Source organism: Candidatus Burkholderia verschuerenii, assembly GCF_001189365.1.
GTDB lineage: Bacteria > Pseudomonadota > Gammaproteobacteria > Burkholderiales > Burkholderiaceae > Caballeronia > Caballeronia verschuerenii.
This window is the reverse complement of record NZ_LFJJ01000108.1, coordinates 1-18,173: the sequence shown is the minus strand read 5'-3', so window position 1 is coordinate 18,173 and position 18,173 is coordinate 1. Positions and strand designations below refer to the sequence as shown.

At 60.1% G+C, this 18,173-nt stretch carries 8 protein-coding genes and 7 pseudogenes; 8 read left to right on the top strand and 7 right to left on the bottom strand.

Going from position 1 to position 18,173, the window contains the following annotated elements; translation table 11 throughout:
- Positions 1–205 precede the first annotated feature (205 nt).
- Positions 206–1,642: pseudogene (locus BVER_RS17885) on the top strand (IS1182 family transposase).
- A gap of 137 nt (positions 1,643–1,779) precedes the next feature.
- On the opposite strand, the pseudogene BVER_RS17880 reads toward BVER_RS17885, so the two are convergent.
- Both BVER_RS17880 and BVER_RS17875 read right to left on the bottom strand, forming a co-directional pair.
- A pseudogene (locus tag BVER_RS17880) lies at positions 1,780–2,382 on the bottom strand (FAD-binding oxidoreductase); the annotation flags it as partial.
- A 62-nt stretch (positions 2,383–2,444) separates the two neighbouring features.
- A complete protein-coding gene (locus tag BVER_RS17875; RefSeq protein ID WP_050454457.1) occupies positions 2,445–3,566 on the bottom strand; it encodes a nucleoside hydrolase in 1,122 nt (373 codons plus the stop codon).
- 495 nt (positions 3,567–4,061) lie between these two features.
- Between BVER_RS17875 and BVER_RS35665 the strand changes: the two are divergent.
- Together BVER_RS35665 and flhC are read left to right on the top strand one after the other, a co-directional pair.
- Positions 4,062–4,145, top strand: a pseudogene (locus tag BVER_RS35665) (flagellar transcriptional regulator FlhD); the annotation flags it as partial.
- A gap of 222 nt (positions 4,146–4,367) precedes the next feature.
- Positions 4,368–4,956, top strand: a pseudogene (flhC, locus tag BVER_RS30310) (flagellar transcriptional regulator FlhC).
- Positions 4,957–5,165: 209 nt separating this feature from the next.
- On the opposite strand, the gene BVER_RS17865 reads toward flhC, so the two are convergent.
- On the bottom strand, positions 5,166–6,125 hold the full coding sequence (locus BVER_RS17865) for a Dyp-type peroxidase (RefSeq protein WP_050454455.1): 960 nt from the start codon (positions 6,123–6,125) through the stop codon (positions 5,166–5,168).
- A 346-nt stretch (positions 6,126–6,471) separates the two neighbouring features.
- Between BVER_RS17865 and BVER_RS17860 the strand changes: the two are divergent.
- From BVER_RS17860 to BVER_RS17850, 3 pseudogenes are all read left to right on the top strand, one after another.
- Positions 6,472–8,148 (top strand): annotated as a pseudogene (locus tag BVER_RS17860) (phospholipase C).
- A gap of 105 nt (positions 8,149–8,253) precedes the next feature.
- A pseudogene (locus BVER_RS17855) lies at positions 8,254–9,631 on the top strand (cytochrome-c peroxidase).
- Positions 9,632–9,813: 182 nt separating this feature from the next.
- Positions 9,814–10,607, top strand: a pseudogene (locus BVER_RS17850) (DUF899 domain-containing protein).
- Between the two features lie 37 nt (positions 10,608–10,644).
- On the opposite strand, the gene BVER_RS17845 reads toward BVER_RS17850, so the two are convergent.
- The 4 genes from BVER_RS17845 to BVER_RS17830 all read right to left on the bottom strand — a co-directional run bounded on the left by BVER_RS17845 (position 10,645) and on the right by BVER_RS17830 (position 15,383).
- Positions 10,645–11,391 carry a DUF2278 family protein gene (locus tag BVER_RS17845; protein WP_050454454.1) on the bottom strand — a complete coding sequence of 249 codons (747 nt, stop codon included), beginning with the start codon at positions 11,389–11,391 and terminating at the stop codon, positions 10,645–10,647.
- A 478-nt stretch (positions 11,392–11,869) separates the two neighbouring features.
- Positions 11,870–12,514: a hypothetical protein gene (locus tag BVER_RS17840; protein WP_050454453.1), complete on the bottom strand. Its 645-nt coding sequence runs from the start codon at positions 12,512–12,514 to the stop codon at positions 11,870–11,872.
- Positions 12,515–12,723: 209 nt separating this feature from the next.
- Positions 12,724–13,725, bottom strand: coding sequence for an acyltransferase family protein (locus tag BVER_RS17835; RefSeq protein WP_050454452.1), 1,002 nt, complete (start codon positions 13,723–13,725; stop codon positions 12,724–12,726).
- 317 nt (positions 13,726–14,042) lie between these two features.
- Positions 14,043–15,383: a DEAD/DEAH box helicase gene (locus tag BVER_RS17830; protein ID WP_050454451.1), complete on the bottom strand. Its 1,341-nt coding sequence runs from the start codon at positions 15,381–15,383 to the stop codon at positions 14,043–14,045.
- 137 nt (positions 15,384–15,520) lie between these two features.
- On the opposite strand from BVER_RS17830, the gene BVER_RS17825 reads away from it, so the two are divergent.
- Both BVER_RS17825 and BVER_RS17820 read left to right on the top strand, forming a co-directional pair.
- Positions 15,521–16,426, top strand: a complete 906-nt coding sequence (locus BVER_RS17825; protein ID WP_050454450.1) for an alpha/beta hydrolase — start codon at positions 15,521–15,523, stop codon at positions 16,424–16,426.
- A 350-nt stretch (positions 16,427–16,776) separates the two neighbouring features.
- Positions 16,777–17,745, top strand: a complete 969-nt coding sequence (locus BVER_RS17820) for a ferritin-like domain-containing protein (protein ID WP_050454458.1) — start codon at positions 16,777–16,779, stop codon at positions 17,743–17,745.
- Positions 17,746–18,173 lie beyond the last annotated feature (428 nt).

Here is an 18,173-nt window from a genome sequence, read left to right as displayed (position 1 = left end):
CGAGCCCGCATCCCCGAAAACGATAAAGGGTGGCGAGGCCGAACGGGAGTTGTACGTCGGCCTCGCCACAGATTAGCGGAACAAACCGGCATCGGATCGATCTGTCCCGCCGCCATCACGATCCAAGAGGGAAGTTATGGGTCGAGGCTGTGTAAAAACGCGTTGATTGCCTATAGTTAGTCAACACGTCTTTCGATGGTGGCCCATGGAGCGATTTATTGAGAGCGCGGCGCGAGATCAAGTCGCACTGCTACCTGAGTGTCTCGACGATTACGTCGATGCGGATAACGCCGTACGAGTGGTAGACGTGTTTGTTGACGAGCTTGATCTAATAGGTCTTGGCTTCGAGCGGGCCTCGCCCTCCTTGGTAGGCAGACCGGCATATCATCCGTCGACCTTGCTCAAGCTTTACATCTACGGGTACTTGAATCGAATTCAATCGAGTCGCCGCCTCGAGCGGGAAGCACGACGGAATCTCGAATTGATCTGGTTGACAGGCCGACTGGCGCCTGACTTCAAGACGATCGCTGACTTCCGCAAGAACAACGGCGTTGCGATCCGCAAAGTCTGCCGCGAGTTTGTGTTGCTTTGCCGCCGGTTGAAGCTATTCGCAGACGCAACTGTTGCTATAGACGGCAGTAAATTTAAGGCGGTGAACAACCGTGACAAGAACTTCACCGACCGCAAGCTTCAGGCTCGAATGGAGCAACTCGAACAAAGCATTGCCCGCTATATGGATGAGCTGGACAGGGCCGATCGAGAGCCGTCGAGCCTGCCGGATGAACGCATCCCTCATTTGAAAGAGAAGATTCAGAAGCTCAAAGAACAAGTGCAGAAGCTCGGCGAGATTGAGGCCCGGATGCGCGCAGCGCCCGATGGCCAAATCTCGCTAACGGATCCGGATGCTCGCTCAATGGCAACCAGTGGGCGCGGCACCGGAATGGTCGGCTACAACGTACAGACTGCGGTAGACCTCAAAAGTCACATGATCGTTGCACATGACGTCGTCAACGTTGGCCATGATCGAACACAGTTGGCCAGAATGGCGGAAATGGCGTGAGCCGCGATCGGTAAAAAGAAGCTGACGGCGCTTGCCGATCGCGGCTACTACAAGAGCGATGAAATTCTGCGCTGCGAGAAGCAAGGAATCAAGACGTTAGTCCCGAAACCGCTGACATCGAACAGCAAGGCAGAGGGCCGTTTCGACAAGCGGGATTTTGTTTACATTGAGGCTGAAGACGAGTACCGCTGTCCGGCAGGAGAAAGATCTATTTGGCGCTTTAAGACGGTCGAGGCGGGATTGACGATTCACAAATATTGGCCGTCAGGATGTCCAAGTTGCAAACTCAAGCCGCAATGCACTCCGAGTCCATATCGAAGGATCGCGAGATGGGAACATGAGAAGGTACTTGAGGACATGCAGCGTCGCCTCGATAAGAATCCACACGCTGCAAGACTACGACGACAGACGGTCGAGCACCCATTCGGTACGCTCAAGTTCTGGATGGGTTCCGCGCACTTCTTGACGAAAACGCTCCCGCGCGTGTGAACCGAGATGAGCCTTCACGTCTTAGCGTACAATCTGAAGCGAGCAATCAGTATTCTAGGTGCGCCGTCGTTAATCGAAGCGATAAGGACATGAGAGCAAGCGGCGAGTCGCCTTGATCGAAAGCGAGGCGGAGTTTTCTTTGGCCATCGCACCTATTAGACCGCTCGTCGATTGATCGGGTCCGTCCGTAATCTCGCCGAGATACCTTACCTGTTTTCGCACAGCCTCGGCCCTTCGCTGCCGATCAGAAGATGGCGCAAGTCGTAGCCGCTATTGTTCTTGATCATCTTGTTGAGCCCGCCCGCGATCTCGCCGTTCGCCAGCACCGCTTCGACGCCGAGCACCTGATCGCGTATCATTCCGTACTTGATGACGCGGTTGCCGCCCGCGTTGGTCGCGAGATTGCCGCCGATCGAACAGCTGCCGCGCGCGCCCAAATCGAGCGGAAAGTAGAAGCCCGCCGCGCTCGCCGCTTCCTGCACGGTTTGCAGCGGCACGCCTGCTTCGACCGTCATCGTGCCCGAGACTTCGTCGATCTCGACAATCCGATTCATACGCTCCAGACTGAGCGCGATCTCGTCGCCGCGCAGATTCGTGCCCCCGACGAGTCCCGTCAGCCCGCCTTGCGTGACGACCGGCTGGTTGTATCGCGTGCAGATGGCCAGCGCCTGCGCAACTTCCTGCGTGTTACGCGAACGCAGCAGTGCCAGCGGCGTTGCGCCCGGCAAACCGCTCCAGTCGACCACGCGGCGGTCGCCGAATTCGTCGGGCAAGGCGACGACATCCGCCCCGAGGGTGTCGCGCAATGCGCCGATAGCTTCGCGTGAGCTCATGTGCCGGTTGTCTCCTTTTATCGTGTGTCGATGAGGTTTTTTGATCTCACGCATCATAGCGGTCAATGGAACATCACCGGCACCGGGTCCGTCAGCAGGCCGACGTAGAACTTGAAGAAGTTGTCGTTATCGAAGCGCGTCACGTAGGTGATCTTGCGCGGCGACGCGCCCGCCTGCGGCATGTCGGGGTAGACCTTCACGTGCCCCTGATCCTCGCCCGGCGTCGTGTCGATGTCGAGATAGGCGCTTTGCGTCTGCGTCGCGAACACGGGGTTGAAGAAGTAGGAGATGGTCAGCGTATCGTAGAGATCGGTGTTGGTCGCGAACGCGCCCGCGTTGGCGCTGGCGTACACCTTCGTCACCGCGGTCTGCCCGGTCGGCGGATTGACGATCGAGTTATAGACCGATTCGGTCAGCGGCACCGTGTTGGTCACGTCGAGCGGAATCACCGTTTGCGGGATGGTCGTCTGCAACAGCGTGCGCACGGCCGTGGGATCGAACCACCAGTTCAGCTCGCCGACGGCGTTCGCGTTGCCCGGCACGTTCATCGCGCCACCCATATAGATGATCTGCTTGATGAGCGGCACGATTTCCGGCGCCTCGATCACGGCGGTGGCCAGATTGGTCGGCGGACCGACTTCGAGAATCGTCACCTGATGCGGATAGCGCTTGACCGTATCGATGATGAAATCGGCGGCGGCTTCCGGCTGCAGTTGCGTCGAGGTCGCGAAGCCGTCCGGTGGCGGCGTGAGGTCCGATTGCTGGGTCGGCTGGGTACGCATCCACGCGCCGAAGTAGCCGTTCGGATTGGCGCGCATCTGTTCGCGGATGCTGGTGACGTCATATTGAAGCGGGAAATTCGCGCCCCCGTAGACGCCCACGCGCGTCTGCACGCCCATCCGCTCGACGGCCTTCAGTGCCTCGGCCTCCTCCTGAAGCAGCCAGTCGTTGCCGGTCACGACGCACAAGCCCAGCAGATTCACCTTGCCGACGCCCATCAGTTGCGTGGTCATCGCGAATAGCTGGCCGTCGTCGCCCATCGTATTGAAGTCGGAATCGATGATGATCTTCGGCGCGTCCAGATAAGCGCTACCGTCGTCCGATCCGCCGCCGCAACTGCTCAGCGCGCCGGTCGCCGCGAGCGCGAGAAGCATGACCCAACCTGCCGTTCTGAGTGGCCGCATGATGTGTCTCCGATGTTCGAATGATCGTCGTGGCGACTTTAAGCAAAAGCGCACTTCATTCTAGGACGCTTCCGACCGGTAAAAAGGCCCGATTGCGCCGATAACGACCGGTAAATCTATTGCTTTAATACGTCAGGCAAAAGATATTTTTCAGGTACTTATTGCCGAAAACAGCTCTTTCGCACGTTATTCAATGCTGTCCCCATTTTCTGAAACAGGCAGCAAGATTTGCAGCTCATCGGACGATATGGCGTCCAGACGCCCTGTCAGTACGCACTGAAAAGCAGAAACAACCCATACAGTCCGCCAGACGAAAAATTTATCTTTCCGCGCCAAACGATTGCTCGGGCGAATGACGCCTGGCGCAAGCGTTTGCGTTCGTAACATTGTGTTGCGTGCCGGTCAGATTAGTCCCACAATTCGATCCGTGTTCTGAAACGACGTAACGTTTTCCGGGACACCTCCCGGTAACCGCAGTTTCATCGATCCGACACCATGATGCGCGACAGCCAAACTCTCGATTCGATCCGCGAATTGAACATGTCTTACCTGCTGCTGGCGCAGCGTCTGCTGGTCGAAGAAGGTGAAGCCGCCCAAACCCGCCTCGGTCTTTCGGCGGAGATGGCCGCAAACGTTGACGCAACTGTCGCCGACGCAAACCGCCAAGCTCGCGTCGTCGTCGCAAGTGCTGTGCTTCTTCCGCCTCGGCGGCGATGCGCTGCTCGGGGGCCTCGCCGGTCTTGCCGAACGCACGCAAAACGCGGCTGTTGCTTCCAACGCTTCCCTGCTGGTGGCCTGATCATGACGACGACCTCGACCAAGAGCCTTGCCGACGACGCCAGCCAGGTGCTTCGCGCCGTCACGCTGATCCGCCTCGGCGCGCGCATGCAGGTGCTGGAATCGGAATTCCCGAAGCTGTCGCGTGATCGCCTGATCATCCGTCTGTATCGTGAAGTGAAAGGCGCGTCGCCGCCCAAGGGCATGCTGCCGTTCTCGGCGGATTGGTATCTGACGTGGGGCCCGAATATCCACGCATCGATGTTCACCAACGTGTATGCGTTTCTCGAAGAAAACAGCACGGAACTCGACCGCGTCGATCTGCTGAGCCGCGCTTACGGCCTGTACGCCGAGCACTTCGAGATGCATGGCGAGCAGCCGCAGATGGACCTGACGCGCGCGTGGACCTTCGTGCGCTTCAAGGAAGCCGGCATGCTGCGCCTGGTGGGCTGCAAGCGCTGCCGCGGCAAGTTCGTCGCGCACTCGCAGGACAACAACAACGGCATGGTCTGCGGCATTTGCCAGCCGCCGTCGCGCGCCGCGCGCAGGCAAGACCAAGGCGGCAAAGGCATCGGCGCTCGAAAACGCCGCGCTGGACGCCAAGGCCGCTTAACGGCCAATCGATCCCCTTGCTCGCCGTTCGCCATCGAGCGGACGGCGAGTCTTTTCTCTTCGATGCAAAACAGGCGACGCGCGGATAGCGTGTCGCCTGTTTTTGCTTCTCGGTTTGGCTTTGTTTGGCGCAGCGAGCGAAGGCGCGATGCGGCGAAAACCGTTAGTCGCATTTCAGTCGGAACGGCAATACTACGTCTTCCTGATCGATCACTTCCCCGCCGATGGCTCCCGATCCGCGAGATCGTCCAGCAATTCCGCCGACGGCACGAAGAACAGGCTGCCCGTCACCGCGCGGCTGTAATCGAGGATGCGATCGTAATTGCCTGGCGGACGCCCGATAAACATGTTGTCCATCATTTGCTCGATGGGCTTCGGCGTGCGCGCATAGCCGATGAAATACGTGCCGAACTCCGCCGACCCCGGCCGCCCGAACACCATGTTGTGACGCAGGATTTTCACTTCCTTGCCGTCTTCCTCGATGGTCGTCAGCGAACTATGCGACGACGAAGGCTTGACCGATGCATCGAGCTCGACATCGGACAGCTTCTTGCGCCCGATGATCAGCTCCTGCTTTTCCACCGGCAACGCATTCCACGCCTTCAGGTCATGCAGATACTTCTGCACGATCACATAACTGCCGCCTTCGAAGTCCGCGTCCTCGGAGCCGACCGACGTGAAGCTTTCCGCCGCGCGGCCCGACGGGTTTTCCGTGCAGTCGACGAAACCGACCATGTCGCGCAGATCGAAGTAGCGAAAGCCGTGCACTTCGTCGACGACGGTCACCGCGCCATCGAGCTTTTCCATGATCTGCGATGCAAGCTCGAAGCACAGGTCCATGTGATCGGCGCGAATGTGCATGAGGATGTCGCCGGGCGTGGAGACGGCGTGACGATCGTCCGCGCGCACTTCCTTGAACGGATGCAGCGACGCGGGACGGGGCGCGCCGAACAGACGCTCACACACGTCCGAGCCGAAGCCGACGACGCAGGAGAGATTCGCGACCGGCGCGCGCGTGCCGATCGCGCGGACCAGCGCGGCGACGTCGCCGCACCACGAACGGACGGTATCGGCGTGATCTTTTTCGGGCCCAACGGTCGCCACGAGAAAGATCGCGCTACGCGTGATGGGATGACAAACGGCTTGCGGTTCCGGAATATCGTCGGACATTTGGATGGGCCTGTCGTGGGAATCGCCCTTATGGTAACTGTGCGCCCGCATGCGTGCTTTTCAATTGCTTATCGATTGCGGGGCGGCGATGCAAGACGTTCGCAAGCCGGAATCGTCATGCACGCGCGTGCGAGAAATTGCATCCGTAAGAAAGCCAATGAAATTTATGAAAGCGCGAATCGTCAAGCGTAAGTAAGTATTGCGCAAGCGGAGTGCCTTAAGTGCGCCATGCAACGGTGATCAAATCCGGGCCGAGGCTGAAAGTGCCCCACACGTCGATCATCCGAGGCGCGATATCCGGAGGTGATCGAATCACATTTAAAAAACGACACCCGGAGTCTCATCTATGTATCGTCGAGCCATCATGGTTGCCGTGTCGGCTGCGTTCGCATTTGACTTGTACGCGTGCGGCAGCGATAACAACGACACGCCGCAAAGCGCGCAGGACAAGCTCGCCACCGCGACGCCGATCAAGCATCTGGTCGTGATCTTCAACGAGAACGTCTCGTTCGATCACTACTTCGCAACCTACCCGAGCGCGGCCAATCCGTCGGGCGAACCGGGCTTCACCGCAGCGGCGGGCACGCCGACGGTCAACGGCCTGTCGGGCTCGCTGCTGACGTCGAACCCGAACTTCACCAACGCCTGAACGGCGCGGCGGCTGCGAATCCGTTCCGTCTGGACCGCACGCAAGCGGCGACGGCCGACCAGAACCACGCTTACACGGCCGAACAGCAGGCTTACAACAACGGCGCGGCCGATCTGTTCCCGAAATACACTGGTAAGGGCTCGAGCGGCGGCGCGGGTTCGTTCGGCACGGCCGGTCAGGTGATGGGCTACTACGACGGCAACACGGTCGCGGCGCTGTGGAACTACGCGCAGAAGTTCTCGATGAGCGACAACGCCTTCACCAACACCTACGGCCCGTCGACGCCGGGCGCGCTCGAAGTCGTGTCGGGCAACACCAACGGCATGCAGATCGTCAAGGCCAGCAAGCCGGTCTTCAACCTGACGACGGCATCGGGCTCGTACTATGTCGCCGACGGCCAGGGCGGCTACACGATGATCAACGACGTCGATCCGGCCAACGATCTGTGCTCGAGCACGACCGATGTCGCGATGATGTCGTCGAAGAACATCGGCGATCTGCTCAACGCCAAGAACGTCACGTGGGGCGGCTTCATGGGCGGCTTCAACCTGTCGACGGTCAACGCCGACGGCTCGACGGGCTGCAAGCGCAGCACGCTTTCGACGGTCGTGAATTCGTCGACGGCCGACTACATTCCGCACCACAACTGGTTCCAGTACTACGCGTCGACGGCCAACCTGCAACACTTGCGCCCGAGCTCGACGGCAGCCATCGGCTCGTCGCTCGAAGCGGACGGCAAGACGGCGGAACCGGCGAATCACCAGTACGACACGGACGACTTCTTCGCATCGGTCAAGGCCGGCAACTTCCCGTCGGTCAGCTTCCTGAAGGTGCCGGCGTATCAGGACGGTCACGCGGGCTACTCCGATCCGCTCGACGAACAGGCGTTCACCGCGAAGGTCGTGAACTTCCTCCAGCAGCAGCCGGACTGGAAGAACACTGCCGTGATCGTCGCGTGGGATAACTCGGACGGCTGGTACGACCATGCGTATGTGGGTCCGACCTCCTCCTCGTTCGACGCGCAAGCCGACCAGCTGATGGGCGCGGGCAAGTGCGGCACGGGCGCGCAGCCGACCGGCGTGAACGGCGGCGTGGTCAACGGCCGTTGCGGTCCGGGCACGCGCATTCCGTTCCTCGTGATCTCGCCGTGGGCCAAGGTCAACTACGTCGACCATACGCAGATCTCGCAGGCGTCCGTCGTGAAGTTCATCGAAGACAACTGGCTTTCCAGCGCGCGTCTGGGCGGCGGTTCGTTCGACGCGAACGCGGGCAGCATCATGATGCATGTTCGACTTCACGGGCAAGGGCAACAACCCGACCCTGTTCGTCGATCCGAACCTCGGTTCGCCGGTGGCATCGGTTCCGGCAATCTAAAGGTATCCGAAGTAATGTGATGTACATGTAGTCGATGTGACGCGTTGTCGCCGCTTGCCGGCGACAACGCTTTTTCCATTTCATGCTTATCGTTGGTTCCTATCCATGTCTGCTACCGTCGATCCGGCATTCGGCCAAAACAATCCCAAACCGAAACTCAAGAATCGCTCCTTGCATGCGGTGATCGCGCTCGAGTTTCCGTCGCATGTGCCCGAGGCCGTCGGCGAAGTCGTGGAAAACCTTACCGGCGCGAACGCGCATCCGGTGAGCTTGCAGCGTCCGCCCGCGGTGCAATTGAGCGCCGTCGCGCAACTCGGCAAGCAGATTTTCTTCGACAAATCCTTGTCCGCATCGGGGCAGCAGGCGTGCGCGTCGTGTCACGATCCATCGCATGCGTTCGCCGCGCCGAACGATCTGCAAGTGCAATTGGGCGGACCGCATCTGACTTTGCAGGGCTATCGTCCGCCGTCTTCGCTGATGTATCTGTATCGTCAGCCGAACTTCAGCATCGGCCCCGATCAGGGCGATGCCGACAACGCGCCCGATCTCAACGCGCTCGCGCAAGCGGCCACCGGCACGCAGCGCGCGCAGAAAAACGCCGGCACCGCACCCGCCGCGCCCGCGATGGTCCCGCAAGGCGGCCTCTTCTGGGACGGCCGCGCCGATACCTTGCAGGCGCAAGCCAGCGGCCCGATGCTGAACCCGGTCGAGATGGCGAACACGAGCCTCGATCAGGTGCAGGACAAGCTCGAACACGCGTCATACAAGGGCGACATGGAGAAGCTGTTCGGCCCGCTGATTTTCGGCGCACACGGACTCGCCGTGTCGGAAGCGATGTTCGCGGTCGCGCGTTATCAGGTGGAAGAGCAGGCGTTCCATCCGTATTCGAGCAAGTACGATTACTGGCTCGAAGGCAAGACGCGTCTCACGCAAGCGGAGTTGCACGGTCTGCATCTCTTCAACGATCCGAACAAGGCCAACTGCGCGGGCTGTCACCTGTCGAAGCCCAGCGCAGATGGTCAGCCGCCGATGTTTACCGACTATCAATACGAGTCGCTCGGCATTCCGCGTAACCCGAAGCTCGCGATCAACAAAAACGCCAACTTCTACGATATGGGCGTATGCGGCCCGTTCCGCGACGATCTGAAGGATCAGACGCAATACTGCGGCATGTTCCTCACGCCGACGCTGCGCAACGTGGCGACACGGCATGCGTACTTTCATAACGGCGTCTATCACTCGCTCGATCAGGTGATGGCGTTCTACAACGAACGCAATACCGCGCCCGAGAAGTTCTATTCGAAAGATGCCGCCGGTCACGTGATGAAGTACGACGATCTGACGGTGAAGTATCACGCGAACATCGACGACAAGGATGCGCCGTTCGATCGCAAGTTCGGCGAGAAACCGGCGATGGACCGATCAGGACATCAAGGATATCGTCGCGTTTCTCAACACGCTGAACGACGGCTACAAGCCCTGATTCAAGGCTTGGGAATGGAGCCGCTCGCGCGCATCGATGCATCGTGCGCGAGCGGCCGGGACGAAACAGCGTCACACTTGTTACTCCCGGAACGCGACGTTTCGGGCGGACACTCGTTCTGGCCGAAGCGGCGCGCAACTCGCGCGACGCACGAGTCCATCCCAACCGGAGGTCGACAAGCCATGACTGCATCAGGAGAAACGCAACCCGCCATGAAAACGCCGCCCGTCGTATCGAAAGACGAATGGGAGGCGGCCCGCCAGCAACTGCTCGTCAAGGAAAAAGCCCACACGCGTGCCCGCGATGCGCTCGCCGCCGAACGCCGCCGCATGCCGTGGATGGCGGTCGAAAAAACCTACACGTTCGACGGACCCAACGGCACACTCACGCTGCGCGACCTGTTCGAAGGACGGCGGGAACTGATCGTCTACCGCGCGTTCTACGAGCCCGGCGTCTACGGCTGGCCCGAACACGCGTGCCGTGGATGTGTTCGATGGTGGCGGATCAGGTCGCGCATCTGTCGCATCTGAACGCACGCGATACGACGCTCGTGTTCGCATCGCGCGCGCCGCAAGCCGATATCGCGCGTTTGCAGCAAAGCATGGGCTGGCAGGACATTCCGTGGTTCACCGTGACGGACAGCTTCGATAGCGACTTCGGCGTCGACGAATGGCACGGCACCAACGTGTTCTATCGCGACGACGACGGGCACATTTTCCGCACGTATTTCATCAACAATCGCGGCGACGAGCAGATGGGCGGCACGTGCAACTATCTCGACATCACGCCGCTCGGGCGGCAGGAGTTGTGGGAAGACTCGCCCGAAGGCTATTCGCAGACCACCACGTATAAATGGTGGAACTGGCACGACAGTTATGTGGATGGCGCGCCGCCGGATAAGCGCTGGGTCGAAGTGTCGGATGCGGGGGAGAAGGCGTTTCGCGAGCCGAGCGCGTGTTGTGGGAAGAAGGAGTGACGTGGATTTTGGGCCTGACTGAGGTCAGGCCCCACCCTCACGCCCCCTGCAAAATCGGATGCGATTGCCCCGGAATCGGCCGGCCGCGATTATCGGTCGGCACGAGTTGGGGCTGGAACGCGACGAACAGCGCCTGAAATTTGCCGTCCACTTCCACCATTACCGCGCCGTCCTGAAACACGCCGTTTTCATTCGAATGGTCGCGCACCTTGCTGCCGTTCGCGGGCTTCGGGTTGCCCTGATTCATATGCGTTTCGTGCAAGCCGTCTTTGCCCGGTTCGAACAGAAAGCCGAAGCCGTACACCGTCACGTCCTTCGTCGGCTTCCAGCCCAGGCGATTGTCCTTGTACGAAGGCGTCGGATACACATAGTCGCTGCCTTGCGCCGACATGTCGAGTTGCAGCATGTCGTTGAGCAGCGCGTTGATGTCGTTCTCCTCGTGCTCGGTATCGAGCGGAATCGGGCGCATGGTGGAGAGATCGACGAGACGCGTGTCGTGCACATAGTCGAGCTTCGGGAAGTTGGACGTCGAAACGCCCGCCGCGATCTTGTCGAGGTCGGCCGTCATCGGATGCTGAAAGTACTGGTTCCATGCATACAGCACGAGATAACCGGCAGGCCCGGTCAGCGAGCTATCCGACTTCGCGTTCGTGACGATACGGAACTCTCGGCCGTTCTGATCTTCGCTGACGATCACATAGTGCGGATCGCCTTTGTAACCCTTCAGAAAGGGAACGCCGAGCTTGACCGTGCCCTTGAAAAGAACATACTCGTTGCTTGCCATGGAGCGCCTCCTGAGGTGAACGCTTATTTGATGCTACGCGTATGACATCGTTCCGGTCGATGATGTCGCTTGCATCGCGCGTTGTCATGGCGCAGTTATGTCGATGGCAATAATGGCTTCAGACGGAGACATACATGCATGGTCACGAAGAACGCGCGGGACTCTGCTTCACTTCAAGGATTTTTTAAGCTAGAGTCCCATGCTTCAACATCTCTTAGGATTTCTATTTTAAAAATTCTGATCGCGTAATCATGCCTTCAGTTTGTAGATAGGCGCAAAGCGCGTCGGCCGAATCCACATATTCGTCGACGACGAATCGTTGAGGTTCGCAGCCCGATGTTGACCTCGCGTCCAACATTGGCGCTTTCAAATTGCAGCATCCTTACGTGCCAACGCGCCTGCGACAAGGTTCAACTTCGGACAGTCAAAACTGCTACCAATGGTATTGCCGACGCTGCTTTTCGCGGCAACCCACCTCTCAACCGTGCAGATTCTTCTCGCAGTCTTCCCAGTAACGAAGCGGGTCGTCGTGATCCGGATAGCGCGCGTCCAGCCAGGCAGCGAGCTTGGCCCACTCGGGATGATGAGTACCCGCTCGCGCGGACCAGGTCGAGGCTCGCTCGAGGATGTTTCCGTTCGCACGGTCGCGCACCAACACGCTGTTCAGGCCGTTCGAGCCGTTTGCCTGCGACTCAACCGAATAGCGAGGCAAGAGCCTCACTTCAGCGTCTTTCGCCCATCCGAAAACCGCGCGGATTCTTCCGGCCGAGTCTCGCAACTCGACGGGGCCGCTTTTCGGGCGAATCGCCTCCCAACCCTCGGGAAACTCCGCAACGATCTCGTCTTTCCCTTCGCGGACCCACTTCACGCTTAATGCTCGCGTCATCCCTTCGCGCAACGCGGTCGTTGACGCATAAGCTTTTGGCAATTCGAGCCCGACGGGAAGCGTGATCAGATTGTCTTTCCACAACGTAGATTCGTCGTCGGCGCGTTTGGCGACCTCCGACACGTCAGGCCCGAACGGATTCTCGGGGCGGCTGGATACCTTTGCTTTCGCTGGCGGCAGCCCTTCAAAAAGTCGCTCCCCATCCTGGCGGGTCAGCTTGGCCTTTCCTTTATTCATTGTCGATGTGCTTCCAGGTTAAAACCGATCGACCGACCGCAGTTTCGTTTTCGCGATGCGAACTGTTTTGAGCGTCGGTGATCAAGCAGGAATAGTAATAATGCCACCCTTTTCGTCCTTCGGCGCGCTCAAGCAAAAAGCCCCGGCTCCGGTTTTGCCGAAGTCGGGACTTTGTATTCAGCGATCAAGCGTTAAGACGCCTGCGCGCCTCACCGCATCCCGCCGGCGCGCGGACGGTTGAAGAGCCACGTCATGCGGAATCGCTGCATCAACTGCCAGGCGATGATCGGCGCAACGATGCCGACCGCCGTCCCGACGACCGCATGCACGGTCCAGTTATGCACGTGCAGCGCCTTGCTCAGGATGATGCGCGTGCCCGAGCCCGCGAGAATATGCATCAGATAGATCTGCATGCTGACGCGCCCGAGTTGGCCGAGCCAGTCGACGTGCGACCTCGCGGTCTGCACCGACACGCACGCCAACGCCGCGATGCCAAAGAACGCCAGCACCAGCGAAAACACGCCGGTGCGCTCGTAGTTCAGCCCGAAGGTGATGTGGAACACGTACTCTAGCACGGCGAATACGACGACCACCAGCGCGATCGTGCCCATGCCGACGGTTTCGAGCCTTCGCACCAGCGGCATGAAGCACGCCCCGGCGATATAGAACACCGCGAATCGCGTGATGAAATCCACGTTGAAGCGCTCGCCGATGCGATCCTGCAGCAGATACAGCACCACGGTGATCGCCAGAATCAGCAGCGGCCAGCCGCGCCGATACGCTTCGCGCCAGTACAGCAGCGCGAACAGCACCGCGTTCATGAAGAGCGCGTAAAGGAACCAGAACTGATCGTGCGGACGCACGTACATGGTCAGCATGTCGGACACCGTCGCGTTGCCGTTGGTATAGCGCGACAGCAGAATCTGGATGCCGCCTTGCAGCGTCGACCAGATCACGAACGGATAGACCAGCGTATCGACCTTGCTGCCGACGAAGCGCCAGGTCCCGCGCGATTCGATCGACTTGACGAAGAACAGTCCGGACAGGAAAAAGAACAGCGGCATATGGAAGGCGTAGATCAGGCTGTCCACCAGCTTGTACGCGCCGCCCGGCATGACGATGCCGGCGCTTTCCAGTCCACGGTTGACGTGTCCGAATACCACCAGGATGATACCAATACCCTTGGCATGATCCACCCAGTTTTCTCTCATGATGTTTCGACGTTTGGTGACGAGTCGCCCGGCTCAGGCGATCAAGTCGTGTTCATTTTGGATGACCCAATCCGTCATACGCGACGCTGCGGCCTGACCTTGCGTGGGTCTGCGCGTCACCTGCGGCAGTGCGACGGATTCGTCGACACGGATACTGCGCGCTGCCGATTGCCGTGCTGATGGCTGAAGTGTTGGAAAGCGCACATTACCGCTTTTTGTTTCTTCTTACTACCTTGGTGATGGCGCGAGTGTGCGGCGCGCCGCTTATAGCGGCATTCGTCCGATCGTTCGAATCCGACGCCAGGGTCGGTTCGTCGTTACGGGCGCTTGCGTCCGCCACGGCCGCCGGCGGGTTTGGCGCGCGGCTTCGGCTTGCTGAAAGGATTGACGCCGAGCGACTCAGTGTCCGCGTCGCCGCGCGCCTGCTTGCCAGGCATCGGCGCGGCTTGCGGCACTTTCGGCTTCTTCGGCTTTTTGGGCTTCTTGATGATCTCGCCCGTCGCGCTGGTTTCCGGCACGCGATGATCGGCTTCGAAACCCGGCTCCTCTTCGCGTGGCAGCGTTTGCCGGATCAGCGCTTCGATCGCGGCGAGTTGCGGCGCTTCGTCGGCGCAGACGAGCGACACCGCCGTGCCGCTCGCGCCCGCCCGCGCTGTTCGCCCGATTCGATGCACATAATCTTGCGCCACGATCGGCAGATCGACGTTGATCACCAGCGGCAGATCGTCGATATCCAGACCGCGCGCCGCGACATCGGTGGCCACCAGCATCTGGACTTCGCCGCTCTTGAAGCGCTCCAGCGCACGCAGGCGCGCGGGTTGCGGTTTGTCGCCGTGAATGGTGTCGACCGCATAGCCCGCTTCATCCAGCATCGATGCCAGATAATCCACGCCATTGCGGGTTTTGACGAACACCAGCGCGTGTGTCCAGTTGTTTTGCGCCACGAGATGCATGAAAAGCTCGGGCTTGTTGCGCTTGTCCACCGTCACGATCCATTGCTTGATCTTGCTGGCCGTGGCATTGGGCGGGCTGACGCTGATATTCACCGGATCGCGCAGAATGTTCGCCGCCATCGCGCGGATGTCGTCGGAAAACGTCGCGGAGAACAGCTGCGTCTGGCGCTGATCGGGCAAGGCGGCAAAGACGGCGTCGAGTTCGCGCGCGAAGCCGAGATCGAGCATGCGGTCGGCTTCATCGAGGATCAGCGTCTTCACCTGATCGAACTGCACCGCGTTCTGGCGATTCAGATCGAGCAAACGGCCCGGCGTGGCGACGAGCACATCCACGCCTTTGCGCAACTTCATCATCTGGGGATTGATGCTCACGCCGCCGTAGGCCGCCAGCATTCGCAAATCGAGGCCTTTGCCGTAAGCGACAAAGCTTTGCAGCACCTGTTCGACCAATTCGCGCGTGGGCACCAGCACCAGCGCGCGCACGCGATTCCTGGACACCGCCGGGCCGTGTTGCACCAGCCGCTGCAACAGCGGTAGCGCGAAGCCCGCCGTCTTGCCGGTGCCGGTCTGCGCCGCAGCGAGCACGTCGCGGCCGCCGAGCACGGCGGGGATGGCCTGGGTCTGGACCGGCGTAGGCGTCTGGTAATCGAGTTCCTGCAAATTACGCAGCAACGGGTCGATCAGGCCGAGCGAAGCGAAAGACATGCACATATTTCCGGGCTAAAAGCTCGATTTTAGCGGTTACGGGTCGATCGGCCGGAAGAGCCTTTTGTCAGCACGCGTGCATCCGAGAAGGCTTCTGTCTCGTATCGATAAGCTTCAGCCCAAGCGCGCCGTCCTGAATGTCATCGATCCAAAGCCGCGTCGGTCGTTTCGCGTCTGCCTTTGCTTGCGCATCGACGATCGCCCTGCTCTGTGCATGCAGTCCCGTCAGACTCGTCAATGCGCTGACGCCGCGTCACGACTATATCGAGCATGCGGGCGTGCAATATGAAAGCGGCGAACGTCATGCGCTCGATGTCTACGTGCCCAAGTCCGCTTCGGCATCGGCTTCGGCCAGACCGCTGGTGGTGTTCTTTTACGGCGGAAGCTGGCAATCGGGCGAGCGTCGCGATTATCGGTTCGTCGGCGAAGCGCTCGCCTCGCGCGGCTATGTCACGGTGATTCCGGATTACTGGCTCTATCCGCAAACGACGTTCCCCGGCTTTATGGACGATGCCGCCGCCGCAGTCGCATGGGCGCGCGCGCACGCGGCCGACTTCGGCGCCGATCCCGATCGCCTGTTTCTCATGGGCCATTCGGCGGGCGCGCATATCGCGATGCTTCTCGCGACCGATCGTCACTATCTGATGGAGCACGGCGTCGAAGCCTGTTCCATCGCCGGCGCGATCGGACTCGCTGGCCCGTACGATTTCCTGCCTCTCCAGGACGACGATCTCAAAGCGGTCTTTCCGGCGACGCTCCGGCAAGACAGTCAACCGATCAACCATGTCGCCGGACGCGAGCCGCCCATCTTTCTGGGCGTCGGAACGGCAGACCGCACGATCGATCCCGGCAACACGGATCGCTTCGCCGCGCGCCTGCTTGCGGCGCACGATCGCGTCCTCCTCAAACGCTACGACGGCATCAATCACGCGATGATCGTGGGAAGTCTCGCGCGACCGGTACGCGCGTTGTCGACCTTCATCACGGTGGCGCCCGTGCTCGACGACGTCTCCGGGTTTATCGATCGCCACACCGCGCATTGATGTGCGGTTTGCGGCACGTCCATTGCGAGTCCACGACAAAGCTTCGCTACTGCAAATAAAGGGGTTTCGTTAGCGATCCTTGCTCAATGCAAACCCTGCTCAACGTCTCGGTCAAGATTGCGCGCCGCTCGTTGGATTGACGGTAACGACACGCTTCACGCCGATCGCATGTGAAAGAATCTGTTACGCCATGCATCTCTTCTCACGCGCTGCATCGTATGCGCGCTTGAGAGTGGCCTGCGCTGCTAACCACGTTCTGCCCGGCAAACCGTCCCGCTCTCCCGGCGTCGTGTCGAACCCACTTACGCTCGATTCGACGCTGTCTACATCACTACTATCAGGAGATGGACATGGCTGACACAACTTCAGCGACCGACGTATTCGATCGACGCGTCGAGCGCCGGGCAAAGCGACGCCAGTTTTTTCGCAGTGCAGGCGGACTGGGTTTGGTAGGCGGCACGATTCTCGGTGCATGCGGCGGCGGTTCGGGAGACAACGCCAATGCCGCGTCGGGACCGACCGATGCGGAGATCCTCAACTTCGCGCTCAACCTCGAGTATCTGGAGGCGACGTTCTACGCGTATGCCACGACGGGCGCGGGATTGCCCGCCAATCTCATCACCGGCGCAGGCACGCCGGGCAAGGTGATTCCCGGTCAACAGGTGACCTTTTCCGATCCCGTCGTCGCGGCGTATGCGCGCGAGATCGCCAAGGACAAACTCGAACACGTGGCATTTCTGCGCACCGCGCTCGGCGGTTCGGCAGTGGCGATGCCCGCGCTGGACGTCGGCGGCACGGATCCGAACGGCGCGTTTTCGCTTGCCGCTCAGGCGGCGGGTCTTGCCCCGGCGGGCACCGCCTTCAATCCTTATCTGAACGACAACAACTTCCTGCTCGGCGCATTTATCTTCGAGGATGTCGGCGTCACCGCGTACAAGGGCGCGTCGCCGCTCATCACCAACAAGACCTATCTCGAAGCGGCGGCGGGAATACTCGCGGCCGAGGCCTATCACGCGGGCCTCGTCAGAACGGTGCTCTATTCGAAAGGCATCCAGACACCGAGCCTCGTGACGGCGACGCAAGCCATTTCGGATGCGCGAGATTCACTCGATTCGTCGAGCGATGTCGATCAGGGCATTGCGGGCGCGAACAGTCAGATCTCCAACATCGTGCCGCTCGATAACAACGGCATCGCGTTCAGCCGAAGTTACGACGACGTGCTCAACATCGTCTATCTGAACAAGGGCGCGGTGTCGCAAGGCGGCTTTTTCCCTGCTGGCGTGAACGGGACGCTTCATATGAGCAGTGCATTCGCGTAGTCGTTGAGGATCGTCACGCGGCGGGAAGCCGCCGCGTGACTTGCTGGCAAGTTCGATAGGGAGCGCGCATGAATCGATCGGCGGGTGCGATACGTTTTCGAGTGAAACTCATCATGGCGGCGAGCTTTATCGCCGTGGGGGTGGCCTTGCAATTGCTAGTCACGATGAATGTGATCGGCGTGGGATAGATCGGCGATGGCGCGTGTTTGAACATCGAAGTGCATCGATGCGACTCCGTCGACAAACAACGCTTTATGTACCGCCGACGTAGCGGCGATTCCGTTGTGTTTCATACGGCGACTCACTAGGCTCTGTTCACATTTGAAGAAATGTGTTTACATCTCATCTTTTGCGTAAGCGATCAAGATGAGTCGAATGTTGCTGACCGATGAGATATGGGGACGACTGGAGTCCATTGTTCCGGGTAA

Bases quoted from the DNA above. Each gene is read 5' to 3' on its own strand.
- BVER_RS17875 (WP_050454457.1), bottom strand. From the start codon at position 3,566: ATGCGGCCACTCAGAACGGCAGGTTGGGTCATGCTTCTCGCGCTCGCG.
- BVER_RS17865 (WP_050454455.1), bottom strand. From the start codon at position 6,125: ATGTCCGACGATATTCCGGAACCGCAAGCCGTTTGTCATCCCATCACG.
- BVER_RS17845 (WP_050454454.1), bottom strand. From the start codon at position 11,391: ATGGCAAGCAACGAGTATGTTCTTTTCAAGGGCACGGTCAAGCTCGGC.
- BVER_RS17840 (WP_050454453.1), bottom strand. From the start codon at position 12,514: ATGAATAAAGGAAAGGCCAAGCTGACCCGCCAGGATGGGGAGCGACTT.
- BVER_RS17835 (WP_050454452.1), bottom strand. From the start codon at position 13,725: ATGAGAGAAAACTGGGTGGATCATGCCAAGGGTATTGGTATCATCCTG.
- BVER_RS17830 (WP_050454451.1), bottom strand. From the start codon at position 15,383: ATGTCTTTCGCTTCGCTCGGCCTGATCGACCCGTTGCTGCGTAATTTG.
- BVER_RS17825 (WP_050454450.1), top strand. From the start codon at position 15,521: ATGTCATCGATCCAAAGCCGCGTCGGTCGTTTCGCGTCTGCCTTTGCT.
- BVER_RS17820 (WP_050454458.1), top strand. From the start codon at position 16,777: ATGGCTGACACAACTTCAGCGACCGACGTATTCGATCGACGCGTCGAG.